Origin of the sequence: Caulobacter sp. ErkDOM-C, from assembly GCF_048541825.1 — a bacterium.
GTDB lineage: Bacteria > Pseudomonadota > Alphaproteobacteria > Caulobacterales > Caulobacteraceae > Caulobacter.
This window is the reverse complement of sequence record NZ_CP183332.1, coordinates 2,707,740-2,732,778: the sequence shown is the minus strand read 5'-3', so window position 1 is coordinate 2,732,778 and position 25,039 is coordinate 2,707,740. Positions and strand designations below refer to the sequence as shown.

The following is a 25,039-nucleotide window of genomic DNA, read 5'->3' as shown; positions in this document are numbered from 1 at the left end:
CGTTGGAGGCGACCTTAGTGTTACCGGTATCAGCGCGCAAGCGGCGAGACAGGGTCGCAACTTTGGCCGTCTTTATGCCGGGTTCGATCTGTGCTAGCTAGGCTTAGCTAACAGCGAGTCCGGCCATGCGTACAGTCAACATGCACGACGCCAAGTCGCAACTTTCAAGGTTGGTTGAAGCCGTCGAGAGCGGTGAGACCGACGAGGTGGTGATCGCGCGCAACGGCCGACCTGCGGCGCGCTTGGTGCCCATGCTGTCGGCTGGCCGCACACCCGTGCGGATCGGCATCGCCAAGGGTCTGTTCGTCGCGCCGGCCGATACCCAGGCCCAGGACGCCGAGGTGGCGGCCCTCTTCCTGGAGCCGCGGGATTGAGGCTGCTGCTCGACACGCATATCGCGCTCTGGACCCTGACCGACGACCCGCGCCTGACCGAGCCGGCGCGTGCGCTGATCCTGGATCCCGCCAACGAGGTTTGTATCAGCGCCGTGACCTTGTGGGAGATCGCCATCAAGCACGGACTGGGGCGCGAGGGGGCTGGCGCGATGCCGATCTCCGCGCAGGAGGCCCAGCTGCTGTTCAGCGCGTCGGGCTATTCGCTGATCCAGATCACGCCCGAGCAGGCGGTGGCGGTCGAAACCCTGCCGCGCATCCACGCCGATCCCTTTGACCGCCTGCTGGTGGCCCAGGGTCTCACCGACGCCCTTGTGCTGGTGACACACGACGCGGTGGTGGCTTCCTACAATGCGCGGATCATCCAGGTCTGACCGGGGCCTGGCGTCCGTGACCGTTGCCCCAGAACCGCACTCCCTGTCCAAGCGCAACATTGCCGAAAAGACAGTTGATTCCGGTGTCGCGGCGCGGTCTACAGCGAAACAGGTCGCAACTATTTACAGTTGTAGTGCTGAAGCGTCGGGCTATCTCGCTCGGGGCTCAGTCCCCGGGAGCGTCCATGCGTCTGAAACTTCTGTTCGTGGCGACCGCGATGGTCCTGCCTGGCCTGGCCATGGCCCAGACGATCCTCGCCCAGACGCCTCCCGCACAGGCGCCCGCCGCCGCCAAGCCTGTGGACAAGTCCGCCCCGACTGCTGTCGAGGGCGTGGTGGTGACCAGCGATTCTACCGCCATGCGCACCTCGATCGACCGCCGCAGCTACAGCGTCGCCAACGACCTGTCGGCCCGCACCGGCTCGATCGCCGACGCTCTGCGCAACGTCCCCTCGGTCGAGGTCGACGTGCAGGGCAATGTCAGCCTGCGCGGTGATCCCAACGTCACCATCCTGATCGATGGCAAGCCCTCGGGCCAGTTCAACGGCGACGGCAAGGCCGACGCCCTGCAGTCGCTGCCGGCCGACCAGATCGACCGGGTCGAGGTGATGACCAATCCCTCGGCCGCCTTCCGTCCCGACGGCTCGGCCGGGATCATCAACCTGATCACCAAGAAGACCCAGAAGCCGGGCGTAAACGGTTCGGTGCGGGCCAATGTCGGCTCGGGCGAGCGCTATAATGGCGGCATCAGCGCGACCCGCCGTGCGGGCAAGCTGACCCTGTCGGGCGACGCCGGCTATCGCCGCGACATTCAGCAGTTCGTCTCCGAGACCGACCGCGGCATCCTTGATCAGACCAGTGGCCGGTTTCTGCCCAGCACCCAGGATCTGGACTCCCAGAACGAGAGCGACAGCCTGAACCTGCGCGGCGGGCTGGACTATGATCTCGACAAGCAAAACCGCCTCAGCGCCGAAGTGCGCTACCGCGGCATGGCCATGGATAGCGATAGCCGGGAGCTCTATGCCGCCCGCAACGCCGCCGGCGCGGTCTCGCGCAGCTATGAGCGGCTGACCCAAGGCGAGATGAACCGTGACAACGGCGCGGTCAGCGCTGACTGGCGGCGGCAGCTGACGGGCGCCGGCCACGAACTGACCGCCCATGCCGAATATGAGGTCACCAGCTTCTCCCGCGCCGGCCAGGGCGTGACCCGCAACAGTCCGGGCGTCGACAGCTATGAGACCTTTGGTTTCGGCATCGACCAGACCCGCGCCAATCTCAAGGTCGACTATGTCAAACCGCTGCCGGGTGATGTGAAGCTGAAGGCCGGCGTCGATCTGGAGGTCGGCGAAAACGACTATGACAACCGCCGCGCCGTCGGCCCGGCGCCCGGCGCCCTGGTCGTCGACACCGCGCGCACCAACCGCTTTCTGTACGATCAGGACGTCTTCGCAGCCTATGTCACCTATGAGAGGCCGTTCGGAGATTTCACCGTGCAGGGCGGTCTGCGGGCCGAGCAGGTCAAGATCGACACCAATCAGCTGACCTCGGCCCAGAAGAACAGCAATGACGATTTCAAGATCTATCCCAGCCTGTTCCTGAGCCATACCCTCAATGAAAACAACACGCTGAGCGCCAATTATAGCCGCCGCATCCAGCGGCCCCAGGCCCAGGATCTCAATCCTTATCCGGTCTATCAGGACCCCTACAACTACCGGGCCGGCAATCCCGACCTGAAGCCGCAACAGACCGACGCCTTCGAGCTGGGCTGGCAGTATCGCAAGGGCCAGACCTCCTATCTGGCCACCCTGTATCACCGTGGAAACACCCAGAGCGTCACCGATGTGGTCACCGATCTGGGCGGCGGCGTGCTGCTGACGACCAAGCAAAATCTTGGCAAGAACAACAGCACCGGCCTGGAGCTGGCCGCCAATGGCCGCCTGACCCCGACCCTGACCTACAGCGTCAGCAGCAACATCTTCCGCAACGAGATCGCCGCCGCCAATCTGGGCTTTTCGGGCACGCGCGAGGACACCATGGTCTCGGGCCGCGCCAATCTGAACTGGCAGGTCACGCCGAAGGATTTCCTGCAGCTCAACGCCATCAGCTCGGGCCGTCGCCTGACCCCGCAGGGTTATCGCGAGCCGTTCAGGATGCTCAATCTGGGCTATCGCCGGAAGATCAATGACAAGCTGTCCTTCGTGGTCACGGGCCAGGATGTGCTCAACACCATCGAGGACACGGTGATCATCGACACCCCGACCCTGCGCGACACCACAAGTCGCCAGCCAAGGGTGCGGGCGGTGTTTGTGGGCTTCACTTATCTGTTCGGCGGCGGCAAGCAGCGCGAGCCGGGCTTCGACTTCAGCGGCGCCCAGGTCGGCAACTGAAATCCCCGCCGGCCGGCTGTGACGCCGGGTGGTTTCATGTCATAGCGCGACCCTCAAACGGGATCGGGAGCGTCCATGAGCGTCGTTGCGGCCATCGCCTATGTGGACGGGAAACGGTCCCGCACGCTGGACCTCGACACGCCGGACGCTCTTGTTCCGCGTGAGGGCGAGTTCGTCTGGATCGGTCTGCTGGAGCCGACCAAGGCCGAGCTGACGGTGCTGCAGGACCGCTTTGGCCTGCACCCCCTGGCGGTCGAGGATGCGCTGCACGCCCGGCAGATGCCCAAGGTCGATCTGTACGGCGACCAGCTGTTCGTGGTGGCCAAGACCGCCCAGCTGATCGAGGGGCGCATCGAGTACGGCGAGACCGACATCTTCGTGGGACCCCGCCACCTGATCACGGTGCGCCACGGCTCGGCCCGGGCCCACACCGATCTGCGCGAGCATCTGGAGGCCACGCCCCGCCTGCTGGGCCACGGCGGCGACTATGTGCTGCATGCGGTGCTGGACTTCATTGTCGACGGCTATCTGCCGATCGTTGACGCCATCGATGACGAGATGGCCGAGATGGAACGGCGGGCGCTGGACAACTTCCTGAGCCGTTCCGAGGTGGCGCGCATCTTCGCCCTGCGCCGCGAGCTGATGCGGTTTCGCAAGCTGCTGGGGCCGATGGAGCAGGTGGCCAGCGAACTGGAGCACCATGACATGCCGTGCATCGACGCCGAGGTGAAACCCTATTTCCGCGATGTCCGCGATCACATCGCGCGGGTCGCTTCGCTGGTCGAGGGGCTGCGCGACGTGCTGACCTCGGTGTTCGAGGTCAGCTCGCTGCTGGAACAGCAACGCCAGGGCGTGATCACCCGGCAGCTGGCGGCCTGGGCCGCCATGCTGGCCGTGCCCACCGCCATCGCCGGCATCTACGGGATGAACTTCGAGCACATGCCCGAACTCACCTGGACCTTCGGCTATCCGATGGTGCTGGGCGTGATCGTCGGGGTCTGCCTGTTCCTGTACTGGCGGTTCAAGAAGACCCGCTGGCTCTGACGATCCGCCGGGCCAGGATCACTTGGCCGCGTCGAGCTTGTCCTGGGTCTTGGTGTCGAAGTCGCTGGCTTCATGCCGTTCGCGCAGCTGGCTGGAGGGCTCGCCGAACACGCGGTTGACCATGCGGCCGCGCTTGACGGCGGGGCGTGCGCCGATGGCGTCGGTCCAGCGGATGACGTTCTTGTAGTCCTGCACCGACAGGAACTCGCCGGCCTCGTACAGCAGGCCCTTGGCCATGCCGCCGTACCAGGGCCAGATGGCCATGTCGGCGATGGTGTACTCGTCGCCGGCGACAAAGGCGGTCTCGCCCAGGCGACGGTCCAGCACATCCATCTGGCGCTTCACCTCCATGGCGTAGCGGTCGATCGGATATTCCATCTTGTAGGGCGCATAGGCGTAGAAGTGGCCAAAGCCGCCGCCCAGGAACGGCGCGCTGCCCATCTGCCAGAACAGCCACGACAGGCACTCGGCCCGCGCCGCCGGCTCGGTCGGCAGGAAGGCCCCGAACTTTTCGGCCAGATGCATCATGATGGCGCCGGACTCGAAGATCCGGATCGGCTTGGAGCCGCTGTGGTCGACCAGGGCCGGGATCTTGGAATTGGGATTGGCCGCTACAAAGTCGCTGCCAAACTGGTCGCCGTCGCCGATATTGATCAGCCAGGCGTCATACTCGGCGCCCGCATGGCCCAGGGCCAGCAGCTCTTCCAGCAGGATCGTCACCTTGACCCCGTTGGGCGTGCCCAGGGAGTACAGCTGCAGCGGATGCTTGCCGACCTGCAGGGGCTTGTCATGGGTGGGACCGGCGATCGGTCGGTTGATCGACGCGAACTTGCCGCCGTTCTCCCTGTTCCAGGTCCAGACCTTGGGCGGCACATAGGCGGGGGCGTCGGTCATGGCAGGCTCCTGGTGACGTTCGAGCGCTTGGGCGCTTCTGGCATGGACCAATGTGGCGGGTCGTGCGTGACTGCGCCAGTGCAGGTGGCGGTATTTGATCGCCGATCGACGTTTCCCTAGGGTATCCAAGCCGCTGGGCGAGTTTCGGGAAAGCGGCGAGTCGATCACGACCGGTGCGCGTTTCTGTGGGGTGGATGGATGTCGAAGTTTTCGGGCCTGATGGCCGCGCTGATCCTGACCTGCGCGCCGGGCCTCGCCACCGCCCAAGCCCCCGACAGGCCGGCGGTCGCCGCGCCGGTCAAGGCCATCCACGAGGAAGGCTTCGTGCGCATCGGCGGGATCGAGCAGTGGGTCACGATCCATGGCGAGGACCGCTCCAGGCCGGTGATCCTGATGGCGCACGGCGGGCCGGGCAATCCGATGACCCCCTATGCCAATCCCTATTTCCAGGCGTGGGAGAAGGACTTCGTCATCGCCCAGTGGGACCAGCGCGGCGCGGGCATGACCTTCGGCCAGAGCCCGCCCGCCGAGGGCGAGTCCCTGACGGTGGAGCGCCTGCGCGACGACGGGATCGAGGTGGCGGCCTATGTCAGCCAGCGCCTGGGCAAGCAGAAGCTGATCCTGATGGGTGGGTCGTGGAGTTCGATCCTGGGCACGCACATGGCCAAGGCGCGGCCGGACCTGTTTCATGCCTATGTCGGCTCCTCGCACCTGGCCCGTTCCGCCGACAACCTGAAGGCCAGCTATGACCGAACCCTGGAACTGGCCCGCGCCGGCGGTGACCAGGACGCGATCGGCAAGCTCGAGACCGTGGGTCCGCCGCCCTGGACCAATCCGCGCAACTTCGGGATCATCCGTCGCATCACCCGCAAGTACGAGGCCGCCCGTACCGATCCGGCGCCGGCGCAATGGATGGCTCGCGCCCCCGCCTATGAGACGCCCAAGGCCCTGGCCGACTACGAGGGCGGCGAGGACTATTCCTACATCGAGTTCGTCGGCATGAAGGGCCAGGGGATGTATTCGAAGACCGACCTCTACGCCCTGGGCCCCAAATTCGCCCTGCCCGTCTATGTCATCCTGGGCGAGCAGGACCTGATCTCGACCCCTGAGGTCGCCCGCGCCTGGTTCGACACGCTGCAGGCCCCCGACAAGGCCTTCGTGCTGCTGCCGCGCACCGGCCACGATCCCAATCCGGCCATGGCGGCGGCACAGCTGGAGATCCTGAAGACCAAGGTGCTGCCGCGGATCGGCAAGGGCGGCTGAGGGCGCAGGCCCGGCTCAGGCGGGGCGTGCCGCTTAGGATCGTCTCCGGCGCCGACTATGATCCTGTCGCGGGGAATTCCAGCAGCCGGGTGTCGTAGCCCAGCGCCTTGGCGCGTTCGACCAGCTTGGCGATCTGGGCCGGGGTCGGTTGAGGGTCGCGCGTGTAGATCCACAGATCGTGGAAGCGCGGATCGGCCGAGATGAACCAGCTGTAGTCGTCCGCCCGCTCCAGAACCCAGTAGTCACGCGGGATCCGGAAAAGGCCGAAGACGCGATAGCTGACGTGCAGCTTGGCGTTGGTTCCCGGATCGGCAATGTGCGCCGGGCCGCCGATGGTCTTCAACTTGCCCGTCGGCGATCCGGCACGACAGAAGTCCAGCACCGTGACCTTGTCGCCGCCGCGCGGCGTATAGGTGGTGCCGCCTGCCACGCAGCCATCGGTGAGCGACATGGGCCGTCGTCCGATCTCGTACCATGTGCCGGTGTAGAACCGCGCCGCGTCAATCGTCGTGGCCGGTTTCAGGACGCTGGTGGACGCGCCCGTCGAGGCGCACCCCGCGAGGAAGAGCAGGCTCGAAGCGATCAGCAGGGCGCGCATGGGGGAACTCCGTCTTTGAGTTCGAGCTACGGTTTGATGCGCTCTGCGGATGCTTGGCGGGGGAGGGGGCGTCGACCCAAGCCGCCGCGACAGCGCTTGGAGCGTTCCGCCCCCAACCGGATGGTGGTTCAGCTACTCGAGGCGGCGAAGCGTCATTGCATGATGACCCCGCCGTTCAAAACCAGCCACAGGATCAGAAGCGTGGGCACGATGACGCGATGAACGATCATGCGTTGCACGACGATGAGCGCAATCAGGGGCAGGCAGTAGAGGGGAAGCTCCCATCCCCAATCGAAGAACCACTGGATCAGGCGCTCTGCGCTTCCCAGCCTGTTGAGGATGCCCGCCGCCGCAAAGGCGATGATCATGCCGATCAGGGCGCTCCAGACATAACGGTTCGAGGATCGGTAGTGATCCATCATGTCCAGGTCGAGGGCTTCACCCTCGTCCGGCAGGACGGCTTTGGCCGCCAGGAACATGCAGATCAGCTGGATCAGGATCAGCAGGAACTGCCACAGCGGCGTGTTGGTCCAATCGGTGTACCAGGCGATCCACCAGCTCCGGACGATCACCACAAAGACCAGGCTGGCGGCCGTCATGGGCAGCCAGTCCCAGCGCGTGCGGCCAAACCGCCGCAGCAGGGCGTGAACGCTCACGACCATGTCGCTGATCGCCAGGCCGGTGATGATGGCCAGAAGGCCGAGAAAGTATTCCTTGATTTCCAATGGCCGTCCCCCGCCGTCTCTTGAAGCGGAACGGCTGGACGCCAGTCGCAGCATGATTCCGTCAGGGCCGTGAACCCGCTCGTTCCGGGCAGGGCGCGCGGTCAGGTTTCGGGGGTGACAGGGCCTGCAAACAAATGGCATGCTCATTGCCATATTATGCGCCCGGAACGGTCCGGGCGGCGGTTCCCGGAGCTTTCCGATGCAGGTCACCAATGCCCACGGCCCGACTTCGGCCCAGCAGCTCGCCGCGTTTCAGCGGGACGACGGCAAGCCGATCTACATGCTCAACCTGCTGAAATTCCGCGATCGCGCCGTCTATCCCGACGGGCGCGAGACCACGCTGAGCGGCGCTGAGGCCTATGCCCTCTATGGCCGGGCCGTCAGCAAGATGATCGCCGAAGCGGGCGGCAAGCTGGTGTTCAGCGCCCAGGTGCGCGGCCTGCTGATCGGCGAGGTCGAGGGGCCGTGGGATTCGGTGGCGGTGATGATGTACCCGTCCTTCAAGGCCATGGCCGAGATCCTCAGCTCGCCGGGCTATGCCGAGATCCACGTCCATCGTGACGCCGGCCTGGATGGCCAGGTGCTGATCGAAACCGTGATGGGCTGAAGCCTGCGGGGCTTATGGGAGGGTCTGCAAGATGTCGAGTTTCTGGGTCTGGGGCGTCGCCCTTGGTCTCTATTCCCTGTTCCTGGCCTGGTATGTGAACTGGAGCGGCCCGCTGTCGGCGGCCGAAGTCACCGACCTGATCGGCCGGATGAAAGCCGCCAGCATCGGTCGGGGCGGGGCCGACGAACTGCCGACCCTCGAGCGTTTCCTGGCCGAGGACGACGGGCGCGAGTTCTTCATGCTCAACGTCATCCGCATGGCCGACGGACCGGTGGCCGATCCGGCGACCGGCGCGCTGAAGCCCGCCCGTCAGGTGATGGAAGGCTATACCCGCATGTTCCTGCCGGCCCTGTTCCGGCGGGGCGGTCATCCAGCCCTCGCTGCGCGCCAGGTTGGGGGGCTGGTCGACACCTGGGGGATCGAGGACTGCCCCAAGTGGTCCATGATGGGCTATGTCCGCTATCGCAGCCGACGGGACCTGGCCCAGCTGGTCTGTGATCCGCGCTTTGCCGGGGCCCACGCCTTCAAGCACGCGGCCATGCCCCAGACCTTCAACTTCCCAACCCGGCCGATGATCATGACCCTGGCGGGGCCCCGGCTGTGGGTTGGGCTGATCCTGGCCCTGCTGGCCGCCCTGACCCAGGTGGGGTTGCTGCTGTCGGCGTCGGCGGGTTGAGCCAGACCGGCTGATGTCGCCACCGGCCTGCGGCGTCCGGCCTGACTCTCCGCTCTACCGAGCCTTTGCCCGGCGGAGCGGAGGCAGGACTCAGTGGTTGTGCCGGGGCAGCTTGCTGGCCAGATCCTGGTACTTGACCGCGAATTCCAGCACCCCGCCGGTCTCCAGCTGGCCGGTATGGGCGCGGTAGATTTCCTGCCAGGGGGTCATGGTTTCCGGCACGGGCGGCAGGCCTTCCTTGCGGCGTTCGGCGATCACCGCCTCGTCCACCAGGGCGTCGCAGCGGCCGGTGTTGAGGTCGATGCGGATGGTGTCGCCGGTGCGCAGCCATGACAGTCCGCCGCCGATGGCGCTTTCGGGCGAGGCGTTGAGGATCGAGGGGCTGTCGGCGGTGCCGGACTGGCGCCCGTCGCCCAGGGTGGGCAGGCTCTGGATGCCGCGTTTCAGCAGGGCGTCCGGCGGCTGCATGTTGACGACTTCCGCCGAGCCGGGCCAGCCGATCGGACCGGCGCCCCGGATCACCAGGATGCAGTGCTCGTCGATGTTCAGGGCCGGGTCGTTGATCCGCGCGGTATAGTCGCCCGACCCGTCGAACACGATGGCGCGGGCCTCGAAGATGTCTTCCTGACCGGGCTTGGACAGGTAGCGGGCGCGGAAGTCGGGGCCGATGACGCTGGACTTCATGATCGCGAAATCGAACAGGTTGCCCTTCAGCACCAGGAAGCCGGCCTTCTGCGCCAGCGGCTGGGCATAGGGGAAGATGACCTCGCGGTCCTTAGTCTCGCGACCTTCCAGGTTTTCCGCCATGGTCTTGCCGGTCACGGTCAGCACGTCGCCGTGCAGGCGGCCGTTCTGCAGCAGCTCCCACAGCACCGCCGGCGCGCCGCCGGCCCGATGGAAGCGCTCGCCCAGATACTTGCCGGCCGGCTGCATGTTGACGATCAGCGGGATGTCATAGGCCGCGCGCCAGTCGTCGGCGGTGATCTCCAGCCCGGCGTGGCGCGCCATGGCCACGATGTGGGGCTGGGCGTTGGTGGAGCCACCGGCCGCCGCCACCAGAGCGATGGCGTTTTCGAACGCCTTCTGGGTCAGGATGTCCTTGGGCTTAATGTCTTCATAGGCCAGGTCGACGATCCGCTGGCCGGTGCGATAGGCCATCTGGCCGCGCTCGCGATAGGGGGCCGGAATGGCCGCGCAGCCGGTCAGGGACAGGCCCAGGGCTTCGGCCACGGCGTTCATGGTCGAGGCCGTGCCCATGGTGTTGCAGTGACCGGCCGAGGGGGCGCTGTCGGCGGCCCGCTGGATGAACTCGGCCTCGTCGATCTCGCCGGCCGCCAGCTTGCGGCGCGAGCGCCAGATCACCGTGCCCGAACCGACCAGCTCGCCGTCGTGCCAGCCATCCAGCATCGGGCCGCCCGACAGCACGATGGCCGGGATATTGACCGTGGTCGCGGCCATGATGCCGGCCGGCGTGGTCTTGTCGCAGCCGGTGGTCAGGACCACCGCGTCGATCGGATAGCCGTGCAGGGTCTCGACCAGACCCAGATAAGACAGGTTCCGATCCAGCGCCGCGGTCGGGCGACGGCAGTTCTCGAAGATCGGATGGACCGGGAACTCCATCGGAATCCCGCCGGCGTCGCGGATGCCGTCTCGGATCCGCGTGACCAGGTCCAGGTGGATGCGGTTGCACGGCGAGATGTCGCTGCCGGTCTGGGCGATGCCGATGATCGGCTTGCCGCTGCGCAGTTCCTCGGGCGTGATCCCGTAGTTCATGAACCGCTCCAGATAGAGGGCGGTCATGTCGATGTGGTCGGGATTGTCGAACCAGTCTCGCGAGCGGAACCGGCGGGGTGTTCTATTCGGGGCGGTCAAGGCGCACCTCGTACTGGGGCTGGCCGGCGACATCGACATCGACGGCGAACAGGCCGCCGGCCTCGGGATGGGCGGCGAGGATCTCGTCGCTCAGGCCCTTGCGGGCGGTGGTGAAATAGAGGGTTTTCAGGTTGGGTCCGCCAAAGCACGGCTTGGTGATGTTGGGGACGGGCAGGGCGATCTTGTCGACGATCTGGCCTTCCGGCGAGAACCGCAGCACGCCGAAGCCGCCCCAGAGGGCCGTCCAGACATAACCTTGCGAGTCGACCACCGAGCCGTCGGGCCAGGCATCCGCAATCTCGACCTGGGCGAAGACGCGCTTGTTCGTCAGGTCGCCGTCGGCGTCGATGTCATAGGCCCAGATCGTCTTGGCCAGGGTATCGGTGTGATAGAAGATCTTGCCGTCAGGGCTGACGCACGGGCCGTTGGTGATACAGACGCCGTCGTCCTGCTTGACCGTCTCGCCGGCGGCGGTCAGGCGATATAGGGCGCCGCTGGCGGCGTCCTCGCCGTCATGCATGGTGCCGAACCACAGCCGGCCCTCGGGGTCGATGGTGGAATCGTTGGGGCGGTTGTCCAGTTCCGGCGGCTCGATCTCGCCCAGGAAGGCGAAGTCGCCGGTCGCGGGATCAAAGCTGTGCAGGCCGCTCTTCAGCCCGGCGATGAAGCCGTCTTCGCCGGCGATGGGCGCGACAAAGGTCACCTGCTCGGGGGCGGGAAAGCTCTGCTGCTCGCCGCTGATGGGATCGTAGCGGTGGACGGCGTGGCCCTTGATGTCGACGAACCACAGGGCGTTGCGATGCCAGATCGGGCCCTCGCCGAGGGTGGCTTTCAGGTCCCAGACGCAGGTGGGGGTTGGCATGCGCGTAATCTCCTTAGCCCTCCCCCTCGATGGGGGAGGGTTGGGTGGGGGTGATAGGGAGCTTGCCGGCGGAACCGCAGCAGCACCCCCATCCCCAACCCTTCCCCCATCAAGGGGGAAGGGGGCAATCCCTAGTTACCGCCAGCCGGCGTCGATCCAGTACTCGTGACCCGTACACAGGCTGGCGTCATCCGACGCCAGGAACAGCACCAGCGAGGCCACGTGGTCGGGGACCAGGCGGCCCTTCAGGCACTGGGCCTTGACGATCTCGGCCTCGCCTTCGGGCGTGTACCACTTCTCCTGGCGCTTGGTCTTGACGTTGCCGGGCACCACGCAGGTGACGCGGATGTCGTCGGGACCCAGTTCGCGGGCCAGGGCCCGGGTCATGCCCTCGATGCCGGCCTTGGCGGTTTCGTAGAGCACCAGATCCTCCAGACCCAGGTGCCAGCTGATCGAGCCGAAATTGATGATCGCCCCGCCGCCGCGCCTGGCCATGCCGGGCGCGACCGCCTGGGCCGCGAACAGCATGTGGCGCAGATTGACGCCGATGCGGTTGTTCCAATAGGCCGGGGTGATGTCGGCCAGCTTGTGGCGGTCGTCATTGCCGGCGTTGTTGACCAGCACGTCGATGTCGCCGATCTCGGCCAGCACGGCCTTCAGGCTGTCGAGGTCCATCAGGTCGCAGTGCCTGTAGACCGGCGCGATGGCCGCGTTCGGCGTCAGCGCGTCGACCAGGGCCATGGAGTCTGCATCGACGATATCGAGGAAGACCACCTCGGCGCCCTGGCGCACGAAGCCGGCGGTCAGGCCGGCCCCGATGCCCGAGCCGCCGCCGGTGATCACGACGCGCTTGCCCTTCAGGCTGGGATAGATGGCAGAGGACATGCGGCTTACGACCACGAGTACGAGGTTTTGGTCTGGGTGAAGAACTCGACCGCCGCGAAGCCCTGTTCGCGGGCCCCGTAGCTGGAGCTTTTCGAACCGCCGAACGGCACGTGATAGTCGACGCCGGCCGTGGCCAGGTTGACCATGGTCATGCCGGCCTTGGCGTGGCGCTGGAAGTGGCGGGCATATTTCAGCGAGGTGGTGGCGATGCCGGCCGACAGGCCAAACTCCACGCCGTTGGCGACCTCCAGGGCTTCCTCATAGTCCTTGACCCGGATGGTCGAGGCGACGGGGCCGAAGACTTCCTCGTTGTTGATCCGCATGTTGCGATCGGTGTCGGCGATCAGGGTCGGCTGCACGTACCAGCCGGGATTTTCCAGCTGTAGGCGCTGGCCGCCGGTGACGATGCGGCCGCCTTCGCCGGTGGCGATGTTGATATAGCGGTATGAGGTTTCCATCTGGTCTTCGGAGACAGCCGGACCGATCTGGGTGTTGGGGTCGAGGGCGTCACCGACCCGAAGGGCGGCGATCTTCTCGGCCAGCAGCGCTACGAACCTGTCGTGAATCCCGTCGGTGACGATCAGGCGCGAGCTGGCGGTGCAGCGCTGGCCGGTGGCGAAGAACGAGCCGTCCAGGGCGATGGCGACGGCGCGTTCCAGGTCGGCGTCGTCCAGTACGATCAGCGGGTTCTTGCCGCCCATCTCCAGCTGCACGCGTGCCTGGCGGGCCACAGCGGCGGCCGCGACCTGGGCGCCGACGCCCTGCGAGCCGGTGAACGAGACGCCGTCCACGTCCTTGTGCTTGACCAGGGCGTCGCCCATCGACCCGCGACCAAACAGCATGTTGAACACGCCGGCGGGCGCGCCGCATTCCTGCATGATGTCGGCCAGCACCGAGGCTGTGGCCGGGGTCGGGCCGGCGGGCTTGATCACCACGGTGTTGCCGAAGGCCAGGGCCGGAGCCGCCTTCCAGGCCGGGATGGCGATCGGGAAGTTCCAGGGGGTCACGAGACCGAACACGCCGACGGCCTGGCGATAGGTCTGGATCTCGACGCCCGGACGGGTGCTTTCTAGGTTCTGGCCGTGGCGGCGCAGAGCCTCGCCGGCGAAATACTTGAAGATGCGGCCGGCGCGGACGGTCTCGCCCACGCCTTCCGGAACCGTCTTGCCCTCTTCGCGGGCCAGCAGCCGGCCGATGTCGGCGCTGCGGGCGATGATGGTCGAGCCGACCTTGTCCAGCAGGTCCGAGCGGACTTCCGGCGAGCTTTCCGACCAGCTTGGGAATGCCGTTTTGGCCGCGTCGACGGCGGCGTCGACCTCGGCCGAGCCGCCGTTGGGCACATTGGCCACGACGTCGTTGGTGTTCGACGGGTTCAGGCTCTGGGTCGGGGCGTCGGAGGCGACGCGTTCGCCGCCGATGTAATGGCGCAGGGTGTCGGTCATGGGACGAGGTCCTCGAAAAACAAAGTTAGAGCAGGCCGCGGCCGGCCAGATTGCGGATCAGGGCAGATATTCCGAACGTCCAGGGCTTGGCTTGGTCGCAGGTGGTCACCTCGTTTTCGAGGACGCCCAACTTGGGGGTCGAAACCCGGACCCGGTCGCCGACCTTGTGGGTAAAGCCCTGGCCGGCCGTGTCGCGGTCCTGGATCGGAGCGAACATGGTGCCCAGGAACAAAGCAAAGCCGTCGGGATACTGGTGCTGCTTGCCGAACGCCTGACCGGCCAGAACGGCGGGGTCGCGGCTGATCAGGCTCATATTGGAATGGCCATCCAGCACGAAATTGTCGCGGCCAGTGATCTTCAGCTCGACCTCGGCCGAGCGCACGTCGTCCAGCGAGAAGCCGTCGTCGAACAGCCGCACGAAGGGGCCGATGGCGCACGAGGCGTTGTTGTCCTTGGCCTTGGAGAGCAGCAGGGCCGAGCGGCCCTCGAAGTCGCGCAGATTGACGTCGTTGCCCAGAGCCGCGCCGCGGATCTGGCCTGCGCCGTCGCACAGCAGCACGACTTCCGGCTCGGGATTGTTCCAGTGGCTGTCGGAGCGCACGCCGACCTGGTCGCCCCAGCCCATCGACGACAGGGTGGGGCCCTTGGTGAAGATCTCGGCGTCGGGGCCGATGGCCACTTCCAGATACTGCGACCACAGGCCGTCCTTGATCAGGGTCTGCTTCAGGCGCTCGGCGCCCTCCGAGCCCGGATCGACGCTGCGCAGGTCGCCGCCCATGCTGTCGGACAGCTGCTCGCGGATCTTCAGGGCCTCGGCGGCGTCGCCCCGGGCCCGTTCCTCGATCACCCGCTCCAGGGTCGAGACGGCGAAGGTGACGCCGGCGGCCTTCAGGCATTGCAGATCGACGGGGGCCAGCAGCTTGGCGGCCGCTTCACCCGAGGCGTCGGCCCAGACAGGGCGGATATCCAGCTCTTCCAGAGGTCCGCGATCCTCCCCGCGCGGGATCGCCGCGCCGGGCGCGTAGGCGTTCATCAGGTCGGCGACGGTGGGGGCGATCTTCGACATGTCTTCGATGCGTCCGCCGCGCACCAGCACGGGGGTCGGGCCGTCGCCGAAGTCGATGCGGCCCAGCAGGGTCGCGTCTTGCCAGTCTTCCGGAAGGAATTGCGTCACGCCCACGGCGTCGTCTCCCCGTCTCGAGCGTCTGGACCTCGCCCCACCTTGGGCGGCCGCGCTCGTTCGTGCCTGCGCACTTGTTAGCGCTAACATGTGGGGGCGGCAAGCGGGATATGGCCCTCTCCCAGAGGGAGAGGGAGGGGCCCACGCTTGCGTGGGAGGGTGAGGGGTTAGGGTCTTTCCGGACAGGACAGGGTGGAGCATCCGCTGGCGGCGTAACCCCTCACCCTCCCACCGCTGCGCGGCGGGCCCCTCCCTCTCTCTCTGGGAGAGGGATTTATCCCTTCGGCGCCGGACCGCAGGAATCCCGCACGATCAGGGTGTGCGGATGCATCAGCTGCCGGGGCTCGCCCGTCCCGTCGCGCTTGCGGCGGATCTCTTCCAGCACCAGATCGACGGCCGCGCGGGCCATGGCGGCGATCGGCTGGTGGACGGTGGTCAGGGGCGGCCAGATATTGGCGGCGATCGAGGTGTCGTCGAAGCCAACGATCGAGACATCGCCCGGCACGTCCAGCCCGAGGCGATGGGCCAGGCCCGCGGCGGCGGCGGCCATGTCGTCATTGCAGGCGAAGATCGCGGTGGGGCGAATATCGCTGGCCAGCAGCCGTTCGGCCGCCTCCAGGCCTGAGCGGTAGGTGAAATAGCCCTGCTCGACCCGCACGTTTTCCTGCGGGATCCCGGCCGCCTTCAGCGCGATCATGAAGCCGTCCAGGCGCTGCTGGCTGACCGTCTGGTTGGGGTGGCCCTTGATGAAGCCGAAGCGCTTGTGGCCCAGGGCCAGCAGATGCTGGGTCAGCTCGTAGGCGGCGGCCTCGTTGTCGATGCGGATGGTGGCCATGTCGGGGCTGGTCATGCCCGGGGCCACGCCGACGGCGGCGGCGCCGGAGGCCTTCACCTCGGCCAGCACCTGGGGCGACTCGCACAGCGGCGGCGGCAGGATCAGGCCGTCGACCCCGGTGCGCAGCAGGCGGGTCAGGGTAGCCCCGGCCAGTTCGGGCTCGGCGCACTTTTCGATGACCACCTGGGCACCGGTGCGGCTGCTCTCGTCCAGCGCCCCGACCAGGAACTCCGACAGATAGCCGGTCGAGGGGTTGTCATACAGCAGGCCGATGCGGAACGGAGCCGAGCCGGCCAGGCTGCGCGCCGCAGGATTGGGGGCGTAGTTGAGGTCGGTGATCGCCTTTTCGACCAGGGCCCGGGTCTCTTCCTTGACGGTGGTCTCGCGGTTGATCACCCGCGACACGGTCATGGGCGAGACGCCGGCGCGCGCCGCGACATCGCGGATCGTCGCGCTCTGCGTGGTGCGACGCCTCTGGCGTTCCGGCGGTAAGCTCATGGTTGACCCGTCCCTTTGGGCGCGGAGACTAGACCGGTTCGGAGCGTCAGTGGAAGCCGGGGGATGGCGGGGCCTTCTCACCCCGTGCGCGACGGATGTAGGAAACGCGGATGACACCCTTCGGCGCTCTTATCCTCACAGGCGGCGGCTCGCGCCGCATGGGCCGCGACAAGGCCGCGCTGGACTGGGACGGCGCGCGGGCGGTGGATCGGGTGGCTGAGCTGGCGCGCACGGTCGGGGCTACTGCGGTGCTGACGGTCGGGGCGGACCTCGGCTTGCCCTGGGTTTCTGATCCGGAGCCCGGCGCGGGGCCGGTCGGCGGTGTGCTGGCGGGTGTGGAGGCGCTGCGGGCGCTGGGCCTGGAGCGGGCGCTTATCCTGGCGGTGGACGCGCCGACCGTGACGGTGGAAGACCTAGCGCCGCTGATGGCCGCCGATGCGCCGGGCGCGGCGTTCGAGGGGTTGCCGCTGCCGATGGTCCTGACCTTTTCCGCCCTGCCCGCAGGCGCCGAGGCCGGCTGGCCGCTGCGGCGACTGGTCGAGCGGGCGGGGCTTTTCACCGTGGCGCTGCAGGCCGAGGCCGAGGCGCGGTTGCGAGGGGCGAATACGCCAGCGGAGCGGGCGGCGTTGCTGAGGCCGTAGTTCAGAATTCACTTGTCATCGCGGCCGCAGCGAAGCGGAGAGCCTGGACCCAGGGGCGACCGCAGTACGCCGGCCCCTGGGTCCCGGATAGCCTCTGCGAGGCTTCCGGGATGACAAGATAACTTGCGGCGTTCAGCGGTTGCCGCCTCAATACACATCCCGCCGATACCGCCCGGCGTCCGTCAGCCGCTCCAGCTCTTCGGCGCCCAGTATATCGCCCAGCGCCGCGTGGACCTCGCGCGACATGCCCTCCAGCGCGCCGCAGACCATGATCGACGCGCCGTCCGCCACCCACGCTCGTACGGCCTCGGCCGCTTCGCGCAGACGGTGCTGCACATAGACCCGTTGGGACTGGTCGCGGGAGAAGGCCAGGTCGAGGCGTTCCAGCACGCCGGTCGAGACCCAGGCCGACAGTTCGTCGCCGTGCAGAGCGTCATGCGCCGCCGTGCGCTCGCCAAACAGCAGCCAGTTGCGGCCACGCCCTGCGGCAGCGCGGGCCTTGAGGTGGGCGCGCAGTCCGGCCAGGCCCGTGCCCGCGCCGATCAGGATCATCGGCGCGTCGGTGTCGGGCGCATGGAAGCTGCGATTGACCCTGACGCGGGCATCGATCGCCGCGCCCTCTTCGGCGAAGCGGCACAGCCAGCCCGAGCCCAGGCCCGGCTTGCCGTCGGCGCGGGGCATCAGGCGCACGATCAGCTCGATCCCGCCGTCGGCCGGAAGGGAGGCGATGGAATATTCGCGGTGCGGCAGGTCGGTCAGGTGTTCCAGCACCGCCTCGCCGGTCAGGCCGATCAGGGGCTCGATGTCGTGCGGCAGGCGACGGCCGGCGAGCGCCTGGGTCATCGAAACCGGCAGGCCCAGGCGGGCGATCAGGGCGGCGACCTCGGCTGGGTCATTGCGCGGACCGATCTCGACGATGTCGCCGGCCGACCAGTCCAGAACGCCGTCCTGCGGCTCCAGCCGAATGTGCCAGGCCTGCCCGCCCGGACTGCCGGGATTGAGCAGGCGGCGCTGGGCCAGCCGCCACTGGCAATAGGCCGGACGGCTCCAGTCGGGCGCGTCGGTGTGGCCGGTCAGGACGCCCAGATGGGCCTGCCAGTGACGCAGGGCGGCCTCGTCGCCGTTGTCGACCTCGACCCGGTCCAGCAGCGGCGCGGCGCCGCAATGGGCCAGCCAGGCGTCCAGCGCCCGGCCAAAGGCGCAGAACTGGCTGTATTCGCTGTCGCCCAGGGCCAGCACGCCATAGCGCAGGGCCGAGAGGTCGGGCTCCGCTGCCATGACGTCGCGGATGAAGGCCCGGCCCGGGTCGGGGGCGTCGCCCTCGCCGGTGGTGCTGACCACGAACAGGGCGCGGCCGGCGCTGGCCAGGTCGGCGGCGGTGACGGTCGAGAGGTCGCGCAAGTTCACCGGCGCGCCGCCGGCGGTCAGGGCCGTGGCAGTGGCGCGGGCCAGTTCCTCGGCGAACCCGGTTTGGCTGGCATAGGCGACCAGCACAGGCTCGCCCGAGCCTGTCGCCAGGGCGGCGGCCTCGCGACGCCCGGCGCGGCGGCGCAGGGCATGGCGGGCGGCGATCAGGGCGGAGAAGGCCACCCAGGCCAGGGCGACGCCGGCGGCGGCGAGGTGGCGCCGGGTCTCAGGATCCAGGGCGGCGAAATCGATCATGCGTCGAGCATGGCCAGCAGGGCCGGTGACAGGCGCTCTTCCAGGCCTTTAGCCGCGCGACTGACGATCAGGGCGGGAAGATCGTGCGCGGTGGCGAAGGCCAGAGCCGCGTCTGGTCCCATGACCGTGAGCGCCGTGGCCCAGGCGTCGGCGTCCATGCAGGTCCTTGCCAGCACTGTGACGCTGACCACGCCATGGTCGCCGGGCGCGCCGGAGGCTGGGTCGAGGGTGTGAGCGTAGCGGCGGCCGTCATGGTCGAAGAAGCGGCGATAGTCGCCCGAGGTGGCCACAGACAGGCCATGCAGGGCCACCACGGTTTGCGGTGCGTCATTAGCGGTCGGTGGCCGTTCAAGCTCGACCCACCAGGGTTGGCCGTCGGGCCTGGCCCCAGTTCCGCGCAGCTCGCCGCCGACCTCGACGAGGTAGCTCTTCACGCCGGCCCGCTCCAGGGCCTGCGCGGCCTGGTCGGCGCCAAAGCCCTTGGCGATGCCGTTCAGGTCGAGGCGCAGGGACCCCGGCTGGAACAGCGCGTCGCCGTCCAGCGTCAGGCGTTTCCAGCCGCTGGCTTCCATGGCGGCCAGGGTCGCTTCGCGCGGCGGTGGCTCACCCGGGAAGGGGTGGGGGCCAAAGCCCCAGAGGTCGGTCAGGGCGCCCAGGGTTGGGTCAAAGGCGCCGTGGGTGGCCTCGGCGACGGCGATGGCGCGGCGCACCACGGTGGCCATGTCGGCGGGCAAGAGCGTCCAGCTTCCGGCGGCGCTGCGGTTGTAGCGCGACAGGTCCGAAAGCGGCTCCCACGGGCTCATCTGCGCCACCACGGCGTCCAGGGCGCGCTGGACCATGGCGGTCAGGCCCGGAACGTCAGCGGCCGGCTGGGCGATCAGCTTCACCGACCAGGTCGTGCCCATGGTCTGACCCGCGAGCGCATGCGTCACGCCGCCGAGCGGGCGGGCGGGAGGCTCGGTGAGGAGGGGGACGAGGACGCGGGTCATGGGTGTCAGGCTCGATCTCGATCCTTCCCCCTTTGATGGGGGAAGGGCAGGGATGGGGGTGAAGGCGCTGGCCGGTTTCACGAAGGTCGCGCCACATCCTGCGGCGCTGTCACCCCCATCCCCAACCCTTCCCCCATCAAAGGGGGAAGGGAGCTGTTCTCAGGGTCGCTGGGCTTCGACCACGGCGGTGTAGCTGGCCGAGAAGCCGTCGCCGGCCAGGGCCGTCACGGGCGCCGGAGCGGCGGGGGCCGCGCCAGGCGCGCCGCCCATGCCGCCGCCGGGACCGCGACCGCCGCTCTCGCCGCCGCGCGCCGTGGCGTTGACCCAGTACATGCCGGCCTCCGGCAGGGTGAAGGTCACCGCGCCATCGGCGCCTGCCTTGACCTTGATTTCCCCAGGCGTGGCCCGCCAGCGCGCGCCGCCGGGCACGAAGGTCACCTCAAGACCAGCGGCCGGCTTGCCGTCGAGCAGGAACTTGAAGGTCGCCGGCTCGGTGGCGACGATATCGGTCGGGTGGGTCACCGGGGCCAGTTCCAGGCCCTTGCCGGTGGGCTTGAAGACCTCGGTGGTCGGCTTGTCGCGCGTCACATAGGTCTCGTTGCGGTTGCTGCCCTTGATGGTCTTCAGGTCGGCGGCGTTCGCGGGAACGGCCTTGGCGAACTCGTCGGCCGAGCCCCGGAAGCGCTTGATCTCGCCGTTCTCGGTCCAGCTGGCGGTGACGGTGTTGGCGGCCGAGCCGATCTTCCAGGTGCCGGCCTGGTTCAGCTGCACGTCGAAGGTCGAGCGATACTGGCCGGTCGAGGCGTTCTGCAGCTTCGAGATCGTGCCGTCGGGCGCGGTGACGACCACGCCGTCCACGCGCATCGGGCGGTGGTCGGGATAGAACAGCTCATTGGAGATGGCCGCGTCGACCGTCACCCAGGAGCCGTCGCCCGACAGCACGGTGAACGAGGGCAGCAGCCAGCCGCGGTGGGCGCTGGCCGACATCGGCAGGGTCAGGGCGAGGCCGGCTGCGGCGACGGCGAAGAGACGGGTCTTCAGGGACATCGGGTTTCTCGCTTACTTGACGACGACGGTGACGGCGCCGAGCTCGGCCGCGCCCTTGGCCGAAGCGGGCTTGCCGGGCTGGCCCCAGACGAAGGGCACGCGGACGGCTTCATGGCCGCCGACTTCGCGGGCGGCTTCGACCACCAGATTGTACTGGCCGGGCTTGAGGTTTTTCAGCGCGCCCTTGGCGCCACTGAACACCACCTTTTGCGGGCCGGGGGCGCGGGTCGCGCCGCTGACGCCGTCGGCGGGGAACTTCATCTCGCGGCCGGCCTTGCGCCACCACTGGCGCATGTCCTTGAGCCACTTGGTGCCGTGGTCTTCCTTGGAGTCCGGATCGTACCAGACGGCCAGGGTGCCGGCGGCGGTGGCGTCGGGGTTCTCGATCCAGATGGCCACATAGGGCTTGTGGTACTCGGCCACCGACAGGCGGGGGATCTCGACGGCGACGCTGAGATCGGCGGCCATGGCCGGGGCGGCCATGGCCGGGGCGGCCACGGCGGCGCCGGCGAAGGTCAGGAGAAAGACAGAACGCTTCACGGATTTCACCTCAGAGGTGGACAAAGACAATGACGAGGATGACGGGGGCGGCCAGGCCGGCGGCGACCAGCGGCCAGGTCAGGGGCCGGGCCCGGGCGTGGAACTGCAGCAGGATCAGGCCAGTGACCGTGAACACGATCGTGGCGGCGGCGAAGATGTCGATGAACCAGGCCCAGGCCTTGCCGGTGTTGCGGCCCTTGTGCAGGTCGTTGAGCAAGGACACCGCGCCGCGCGTGGTCTTTTCGTGCTCGACGGCGCCGGTCTGCCGGTCGATCGACAGCCAGGCGTCGCCGCCTGGGCGGGCCAGGGCGACATAGACCTCGGCGTCGGACCACTCGGCCTCGCGCCCGGCGATGTCGGTCCCGACGGCCTTGTCCAGCCAGTGCTGCAGCTTCAGGGGCAGGGGGCGCTTGCCCTCGACCGGACCCTTGGCCAGGTCGGCGATCAGGTCGGCCGGCAGGGTGGCCTTGCGGCTGACCACGACGGGTTCGGCCTCGATCTGGCCGGCATGGTTCAGCGTGATGCCGGTGATCGAGAACAGCAGCATGCCGATCAGGCTCAGGGCCGCGCTGATCCAGTGCCACTGGTGCAACTGCTTGAGCCAGAACGAGCGGCGATGCTGGGCGGTGGCGGACGACACGAGGCGACGGAAACCTTGGGCGGGAACGGTTCCTGTCCATACTTGAGAACGACTTGCAATATCAAGCACCCATTTGCGTCGGCAGGGGCCGAGCCCCAAGATCAGGGGATGGGTGGTCCGGGCTGGTCTACACCATCACCGGAATCGCGCAGGGGGAGGGCGGTCAGCCCCCCGGCGACCCTGGCTTGTTGTTTCGTCTCATCACGGAATGGCGACGTTTACACAGTCAACTTCAAGCCGTACGAATGGCGATTATTAAGAATTTCGGCAAATCTCGCCATGGCCCGACATCGAACCATCGCGCTCATTGGTTATGACGGCGTCCAATCGCTCGATCTGGTCGGGCCTTTGGAAGTGTTTTCCATGGCCAACACCCTCGGCGGGGCGACTGTCTATACGGTCATCCTGGCTTGCCTTGAGGGTGGCGATATCGTCTGCAACTCGGGACTGCGTCTGGCGGGGTCGGTTGCCCTGGCGGACCTTCCGGCCGACCTCGATACGATCCTGGTGGGCGGCAGTGACGAGGCGCAGTTGCGGGCGCTGGAGCATAGCGAACTGCTTCCCTGGCTTCGGGACATGGTGGTTTCCACCCGCCGGATCGGAAGTGTCTGCTCGGGTGCTTTCCTGCTTGCCGCGGCGGGTCTTTTGGACGGCCGCAGGGCGACAACCCACTGGGGCTACTGCGACCAGCTGCGCACTTTCCGGCCTGCTGTCCGACTTGAGCCAGACGCGATTTTCGTGGCGGATCCGCCCTTCTATACATCGGCGGGCGTGACGGCCGGTATCGACCTTTGCCTCGCCCTAGTGGAAGCCGACCATGGCCCTGAACTGGCGTTGGCCATCGCCCGCAATCTTGTGCTGTTCATGCGGCGGGCGGGCGGGCAGACCCAGTTCAGCGCGGGCCTGAACGTCCAAGCGACCGCGAACCCACGCCTGCGGAAGTTGATCTCCGATATCAGCGCCAATCCTGGCGGCGACCTGAGCCTCGCCCAGCTCGCCGCGCGGGCGGGAATGTCAGAGCGCACCTTGTCCCGTGTCTTCCTGAAGGAGACGGGGGTGACCCCAGTCGCCTTCGTGGAGATGGCGCGGGTCGACCGCGCCAAGGCGCTACTGGAGGCGTCGGACTGGACCTTGGACCGGGTCGCTGAAAGGTCTGGGTTTGGCAGCATCGACGCCCTGCAACGGGCGTTCCAGAAGCGGCTCGGCGCGACGCCGAAGGACTATCGAATTCGGTTCGGCAGACCGTCCAATCGCATGGTCGGGGCGCTCGGCTAGGGTTTGGCTGGCTTTGCCGACCCCTTGGCCACCGCTGGGTGGAATGCGTGCGAAAGCATCACTTCCGGCATGTTCGGTATGGTCTGTTCGGTGGAGCAGAAGCCGTCGAGGATTCGAAAGTGTACGCCCTTCTATCTCAGGCAAAACGCTGTCGGCGGCGTGTCCGCTGATTGCTGTCTTGCCGCGACTCAAAAGAGTCAGTCTCGCCAGCCCTCAGGGCGTCGGACGGTTCTTTCGCCACGAAATCCGGGCAAGGTCGCGGACATTGGTGTCGAAACGCCCGATGACCCCGCGGCTCAGGACGGTGTCCGGCGCCTTCTGCGCCCGCCCGATCGTGCCGTCGGGGCGGGTAGCCCGGCAAAATGCCTGAACGCGGGGGATGGGCGCGCAGGCCAGGCCCACCATCGCCGTGAGGGCGATGCCGAGCGTGCGGTTGCCGGAGCTGGGGACCGCCGCCGCCGCGAATAGCCACGCCTACGGCCGTGGATATTCGAGCGTCTTGGTCGCCAGGCGCGTTGTGCGCCGACCGTAGCGCTGGTCCATATCCAGAAGCGTCTGATCGAGTTGAGCCCCGCCGCCGCCCATGTGGGCCGGCACGACGAAGGCGCCTTCCTTTGGCTCTGCGTCCGGCAGCAGCAGCAGTCCCCGGCGAGAGCGCAGGGTGGTGTTGGCGGGTCCGGTGATCACGACCTTGGTCTTGTAGGTACGGCCCCAAGCGTCCGATTGAAGCGCCAGGGCGATCTCGTCGTAGCCCTCCCTCGCCGGCACCTCGACCGTCTCGTGTCTCCAGAAGATCAGGACATTGGCCAGGCCCTGCGCGACGTCCGAAGCCGTGGGCAGGAAGTCGCTGGTGCGATGTTTGCCTCCCCATGACTTCACCCCCAGTCGGGCCGCCTGCGCCTCCGCGGCTTGCCGCCCGGCGATGCCTTCAACGAGCGCCAAAGAGGCCGGGATCGAGGCCGACACGCCGGCCGTCGAGATCAGGCGGCCGTCCTGGAGATAGCGCCGGTCCTTGGTCCACTGCACCGTGGGATGCCGACGCTTGAGGCCGCCGAACCCGCTCCAGTGGGTCGTGGCTTTCCGCCCATCAAACAGACCCGTCTCCGCGACGTTGGCCGCGCCGCCGCAGATCGACATGACCGTCGCGCCCTTGGCGTACTGGTCTTTCAACCAGGCCGTCACCACGGCGTTCTTCCGGTCGGGAATGTAAGGGACGATGATCAGATCCGCGCCTTCGGGATGACGCCTGTCGAACTGGGTGATCGTGGCGTCTGCCAGGATGGTCATCGACATCATGAGATGGACTGGGCCGGGGTCCGTTGACACGCTCAGGACATCGGCCACGTCTGCGTCTTTGAGGATGCCGTAGGGGATCACAAAGTCGGTCGTCTCGGCCCCGCCATTGTGGCCCAGGACCACCACCAGCGGCCGCGTGCGGCCAGCCTTCGGGGTCTGAAGGGTGAGGGCCGTGGGCGACCTTGCCGTCATGACGGCCGGCGGGGTCTGGGCTTGGCTGGACGTGGCGCCAGGCCACACCGCGAGGGTCGAAACGGCGGCGACGACCGCCAGGACGCGAGAGGAAAGTCGGGGGCGTCGCATGGCGTCATCTCCAAGGAACCCGGCCGGTCCGGGATGACACCACACTATAAGCGCCGCAATGCGGCGGAAATGTTATAAACACCGCACATCCCGCCATGTGGAATGCGGCGAC

Annotated in this window: 24 protein-coding genes and 1 pseudogene; 10 read left to right on the top strand and 15 right to left on the bottom strand. The window is 67.6% G+C overall.

Annotated features, from left to right (window positions below; translation table 11 throughout):
- The first annotated feature begins 125 nt into the window (after positions 1 to 125).
- From ACN2C8_RS13210 to ACN2C8_RS13195, 4 genes are all read left to right on the top strand, one after another.
- Positions 126 to 374, top strand: coding sequence for a type II toxin-antitoxin system Phd/YefM family antitoxin (locus ACN2C8_RS13210; RefSeq protein ID WP_419252217.1), 249 nt, complete (start codon positions 126 to 128; stop codon positions 372 to 374).
- On the top strand, positions 371 to 766 hold the full coding sequence (locus tag ACN2C8_RS13205; protein WP_419252216.1) for a type II toxin-antitoxin system VapC family toxin: 396 nt from the start codon (positions 371 to 373) through the stop codon (positions 764 to 766). Before ACN2C8_RS13210 ends, ACN2C8_RS13205 begins: the two co-directional genes overlap by 4 nt.
- A 185-nt stretch (positions 767 to 951) precedes the next feature.
- Positions 952 to 3,153 carry a TonB-dependent receptor domain-containing protein gene (locus ACN2C8_RS13200; RefSeq protein ID WP_419252215.1) on the top strand — a complete coding sequence of 734 codons (2,202 nt, stop codon included), beginning with the start codon at positions 952 to 954 and terminating at the stop codon, positions 3,151 to 3,153.
- 75 nt (positions 3,154 to 3,228) lie between these two features.
- Positions 3,229 to 4,197 (top strand): magnesium and cobalt transport protein CorA, encoded by a 969-nt coding sequence (locus ACN2C8_RS13195; protein ID WP_419252214.1) that lies wholly within the window; start codon positions 3,229 to 3,231, stop codon positions 4,195 to 4,197.
- An 18-nt stretch (positions 4,198 to 4,215) separates the two neighbouring features.
- On the opposite strand, the gene yghU is transcribed toward ACN2C8_RS13195, so the two are convergent.
- Positions 4,216 to 5,091 carry a glutathione-dependent disulfide-bond oxidoreductase gene (yghU, locus tag ACN2C8_RS13190; RefSeq protein WP_419252213.1) on the bottom strand — a complete coding sequence of 292 codons (876 nt, stop codon included), beginning with the start codon at positions 5,089 to 5,091 and terminating at the stop codon, positions 4,216 to 4,218.
- Positions 5,092 to 5,289: 198 nt separating this feature from the next.
- Between yghU and ACN2C8_RS13185 the strand changes: the two genes are divergently transcribed.
- Positions 5,290 to 6,354 carry an alpha/beta fold hydrolase gene (locus ACN2C8_RS13185; protein ID WP_419252212.1) on the top strand — a complete coding sequence of 355 codons (1,065 nt, stop codon included), beginning with the start codon at positions 5,290 to 5,292 and terminating at the stop codon, positions 6,352 to 6,354.
- 55 nt (positions 6,355 to 6,409) lie between these two features.
- Here ACN2C8_RS13185 and ACN2C8_RS13180 read toward each other — a convergent pair whose 3' ends face one another.
- Positions 6,410 to 6,952 carry a lipocalin family protein gene (locus ACN2C8_RS13180; RefSeq protein ID WP_419252211.1) on the bottom strand — a complete coding sequence of 181 codons (543 nt, stop codon included), beginning with the start codon at positions 6,950 to 6,952 and terminating at the stop codon, positions 6,410 to 6,412.
- A 152-nt stretch (positions 6,953 to 7,104) separates the two neighbouring features.
- Positions 7,105 to 7,677: a hypothetical protein gene (locus tag ACN2C8_RS13175; RefSeq protein WP_419252210.1), complete on the bottom strand. Its 573-nt coding sequence runs from the start codon at positions 7,675 to 7,677 to the stop codon at positions 7,105 to 7,107.
- A gap of 199 nt (positions 7,678 to 7,876) precedes the next feature.
- On the opposite strand from ACN2C8_RS13175, the gene ACN2C8_RS13170 reads away from it, so the two are divergent.
- Positions 7,877 to 8,284 carry a DUF1330 domain-containing protein gene (locus ACN2C8_RS13170; protein WP_419252209.1) on the top strand — a complete coding sequence of 136 codons (408 nt, stop codon included), beginning with the start codon at positions 7,877 to 7,879 and terminating at the stop codon, positions 8,282 to 8,284.
- Between the two features lie 31 nt (positions 8,285 to 8,315).
- Positions 8,316 to 8,960, top strand: coding sequence for a hypothetical protein (locus ACN2C8_RS13165; RefSeq protein WP_419252208.1), 645 nt, complete (start codon positions 8,316 to 8,318; stop codon positions 8,958 to 8,960).
- Positions 8,961 to 9,050: 90 nt separating this feature from the next.
- Here the strand turns inward: ACN2C8_RS13165 and xylD are convergent, their stop codons facing one another.
- From xylD to ACN2C8_RS13140, 5 genes are all read right to left on the bottom strand, one after another.
- Positions 9,051 to 10,865: a xylonate dehydratase XylD gene (gene xylD / locus ACN2C8_RS13160; RefSeq protein WP_419252207.1), complete on the bottom strand. Its 1,815-nt coding sequence runs from the start codon at positions 10,863 to 10,865 to the stop codon at positions 9,051 to 9,053.
- Positions 10,816 to 11,694: an SMP-30/gluconolactonase/LRE family protein gene (locus ACN2C8_RS13155; protein ID WP_419252206.1), complete on the bottom strand. Its 879-nt coding sequence runs from the start codon at positions 11,692 to 11,694 to the stop codon at positions 10,816 to 10,818. Before ACN2C8_RS13155 ends, xylD begins: the two co-directional genes overlap by 50 nt.
- Before the next feature lie 135 nt (positions 11,695 to 11,829).
- Positions 11,830 to 12,579: a D-xylose 1-dehydrogenase gene (gene xylB, locus ACN2C8_RS13150; protein WP_419252205.1), complete on the bottom strand. Its 750-nt coding sequence runs from the start codon at positions 12,577 to 12,579 to the stop codon at positions 11,830 to 11,832.
- A 5-nt stretch (positions 12,580 to 12,584) separates the two neighbouring features.
- Complete coding sequence (locus ACN2C8_RS13145) at positions 12,585 to 14,021, bottom strand: aldehyde dehydrogenase family protein (RefSeq protein WP_419252204.1); 1,437 nt, start codon at positions 14,019 to 14,021, stop codon at positions 12,585 to 12,587.
- A gap of 25 nt (positions 14,022 to 14,046) precedes the next feature.
- On the bottom strand, positions 14,047 to 15,201 hold the full coding sequence (locus ACN2C8_RS13140) for a fumarylacetoacetate hydrolase family protein (protein WP_419252203.1): 1,155 nt from the start codon (positions 15,199 to 15,201) through the stop codon (positions 14,047 to 14,049).
- Between the two features lie 209 nt (positions 15,202 to 15,410).
- Between ACN2C8_RS13140 and ACN2C8_RS13135 the strand changes: the two are divergent.
- A pseudogene (locus ACN2C8_RS13135) lies at positions 15,411 to 15,491 on the top strand (hypothetical protein); the annotation flags it as partial.
- On the opposite strand, the gene ACN2C8_RS13130 reads toward ACN2C8_RS13135, so the two are convergent.
- Complete coding sequence (locus tag ACN2C8_RS13130) at positions 15,476 to 16,534, bottom strand: LacI family DNA-binding transcriptional regulator (protein WP_419252202.1); 1,059 nt, start codon at positions 16,532 to 16,534, stop codon at positions 15,476 to 15,478. The pseudogene ACN2C8_RS13135 and the gene ACN2C8_RS13130 overlap by 16 nt on opposite strands.
- Positions 16,535 to 16,644: 110 nt before the next feature.
- Here ACN2C8_RS13130 and mobA point away from each other — a divergent pair, with 110 nt between their 5' ends.
- The gene (gene mobA / locus ACN2C8_RS13125) at positions 16,645 to 17,175 is read left to right on the top strand and encodes a molybdenum cofactor guanylyltransferase (RefSeq protein WP_419252201.1); all 531 of its coding nucleotides are present in this window, start codon (positions 16,645 to 16,647) and stop codon (positions 17,173 to 17,175) included.
- 147 nt (positions 17,176 to 17,322) lie between these two features.
- Here the strand turns inward: mobA and ACN2C8_RS13120 are convergent, their stop codons facing one another.
- The 5 genes from ACN2C8_RS13120 to ACN2C8_RS13100 all read right to left on the bottom strand — a co-directional run bounded on the left by ACN2C8_RS13120 (position 17,323) and on the right by ACN2C8_RS13100 (position 22,053).
- The gene (locus tag ACN2C8_RS13120) at positions 17,323 to 18,837 is read right to left on the bottom strand and encodes a sulfite reductase subunit alpha (protein ID WP_419252200.1); all 1,515 of its coding nucleotides are present in this window, start codon (positions 18,835 to 18,837) and stop codon (positions 17,323 to 17,325) included.
- Entirely contained in the window at positions 18,834 to 19,826 is a 993-nt protein-coding gene (locus tag ACN2C8_RS13115) for an FAD:protein FMN transferase (RefSeq protein WP_419252199.1), read from the bottom strand. Before ACN2C8_RS13115 ends, ACN2C8_RS13120 begins: the two co-directional genes overlap by 4 nt.
- 159 nt (positions 19,827 to 19,985) lie before the next feature.
- The gene (locus ACN2C8_RS13110; protein ID WP_419252198.1) at positions 19,986 to 20,873 is read right to left on the bottom strand and encodes a DUF4198 domain-containing protein; all 888 of its coding nucleotides are present in this window, start codon (positions 20,871 to 20,873) and stop codon (positions 19,986 to 19,988) included.
- Between the two features lie 12 nt (positions 20,874 to 20,885).
- On the bottom strand, positions 20,886 to 21,413 hold the full coding sequence (locus ACN2C8_RS13105) for a DUF2271 domain-containing protein (protein WP_419252197.1): 528 nt from the start codon (positions 21,411 to 21,413) through the stop codon (positions 20,886 to 20,888).
- 10 nt (positions 21,414 to 21,423) lie between these two features.
- On the bottom strand, positions 21,424 to 22,053 hold the full coding sequence (locus ACN2C8_RS13100) for a PepSY-associated TM helix domain-containing protein (RefSeq protein ID WP_419252196.1): 630 nt from the start codon (positions 22,051 to 22,053) through the stop codon (positions 21,424 to 21,426).
- A 279-nt stretch (positions 22,054 to 22,332) separates the two neighbouring features.
- Between ACN2C8_RS13100 and ACN2C8_RS13095 the strand changes: the two genes are divergently transcribed.
- The gene (locus tag ACN2C8_RS13095) at positions 22,333 to 23,328 is read left to right on the top strand and encodes a GlxA family transcriptional regulator (RefSeq protein WP_419252195.1); all 996 of its coding nucleotides are present in this window, start codon (positions 22,333 to 22,335) and stop codon (positions 23,326 to 23,328) included.
- Positions 23,329 to 23,802: 474 nt separating this feature from the next.
- Here the strand turns inward: ACN2C8_RS13095 and ACN2C8_RS13090 are convergent, their stop codons facing one another.
- Positions 23,803 to 24,927 (bottom strand): DJ-1/PfpI family protein, encoded by a 1,125-nt coding sequence (locus ACN2C8_RS13090; protein WP_419252194.1) that lies wholly within the window; start codon positions 24,925 to 24,927, stop codon positions 23,803 to 23,805.
- Between the last annotated feature and the right edge of the window lie 112 nt (positions 24,928 to 25,039).

What these genes read in the sequence shown, in the direction of transcription:
- ACN2C8_RS13115 (WP_419252199.1), bottom strand. Translation starts at nt 19,826, where the DNA reads ATGACCCGCGTCCTCGTCCCCCTCCTCACCGAGCCTCCCGCCCGCCCG.
- ACN2C8_RS13110 (WP_419252198.1), bottom strand. Translation starts at nt 20,873, where the DNA reads ATGTCCCTGAAGACCCGTCTCTTCGCCGTCGCCGCAGCCGGCCTCGCC.
- xylB (WP_419252205.1), bottom strand. Translation starts at nt 12,579, where the DNA reads ATGTCCTCTGCCATCTATCCCAGCCTGAAGGGCAAGCGCGTCGTGATC.
- ACN2C8_RS13095 (WP_419252195.1), top strand. Translation starts at nt 22,333, where the DNA reads ATGGCCCGACATCGAACCATCGCGCTCATTGGTTATGACGGCGTCCAA.
- ACN2C8_RS13195 (WP_419252214.1), top strand. Translation starts at nt 3,229, where the DNA reads ATGAGCGTCGTTGCGGCCATCGCCTATGTGGACGGGAAACGGTCCCGC.
- ACN2C8_RS13180 (WP_419252211.1), bottom strand. Translation starts at nt 6,952, where the DNA reads ATGCGCGCCCTGCTGATCGCTTCGAGCCTGCTCTTCCTCGCGGGGTGC.
- ACN2C8_RS13170 (WP_419252209.1), top strand. Translation starts at nt 7,877, where the DNA reads ATGCAGGTCACCAATGCCCACGGCCCGACTTCGGCCCAGCAGCTCGCC.
- ACN2C8_RS13200 (WP_419252215.1), top strand. Translation starts at nt 952, where the DNA reads ATGCGTCTGAAACTTCTGTTCGTGGCGACCGCGATGGTCCTGCCTGGC.
- ACN2C8_RS13120 (WP_419252200.1), bottom strand. Translation starts at nt 18,837, where the DNA reads ATGATCGATTTCGCCGCCCTGGATCCTGAGACCCGGCGCCACCTCGCC.
- ACN2C8_RS13165 (WP_419252208.1), top strand. Translation starts at nt 8,316, where the DNA reads ATGTCGAGTTTCTGGGTCTGGGGCGTCGCCCTTGGTCTCTATTCCCTG.
- yghU (WP_419252213.1), bottom strand. Translation starts at nt 5,091, where the DNA reads ATGACCGACGCCCCCGCCTATGTGCCGCCCAAGGTCTGGACCTGGAAC.
- ACN2C8_RS13130 (WP_419252202.1), bottom strand. Translation starts at nt 16,534, where the DNA reads ATGAGCTTACCGCCGGAACGCCAGAGGCGTCGCACCACGCAGAGCGCG.
- ACN2C8_RS13155 (WP_419252206.1), bottom strand. Translation starts at nt 11,694, where the DNA reads ATGCCAACCCCCACCTGCGTCTGGGACCTGAAAGCCACCCTCGGCGAG.
- ACN2C8_RS13210 (WP_419252217.1), top strand. Translation starts at nt 126, where the DNA reads ATGCGTACAGTCAACATGCACGACGCCAAGTCGCAACTTTCAAGGTTG.
- ACN2C8_RS13185 (WP_419252212.1), top strand. Translation starts at nt 5,290, where the DNA reads ATGTCGAAGTTTTCGGGCCTGATGGCCGCGCTGATCCTGACCTGCGCG.
- mobA (WP_419252201.1), top strand. Translation starts at nt 16,645, where the DNA reads ATGACACCCTTCGGCGCTCTTATCCTCACAGGCGGCGGCTCGCGCCGC.
- ACN2C8_RS13145 (WP_419252204.1), bottom strand. Translation starts at nt 14,021, where the DNA reads ATGACCGACACCCTGCGCCATTACATCGGCGGCGAACGCGTCGCCTCC.
- xylD (WP_419252207.1), bottom strand. Translation starts at nt 10,865, where the DNA reads ATGTCGCCGGCCAGCCCCAGTACGAGGTGCGCCTTGACCGCCCCGAAT.
- ACN2C8_RS13090 (WP_419252194.1), bottom strand. Translation starts at nt 24,927, where the DNA reads ATGCGACGCCCCCGACTTTCCTCTCGCGTCCTGGCGGTCGTCGCCGCC.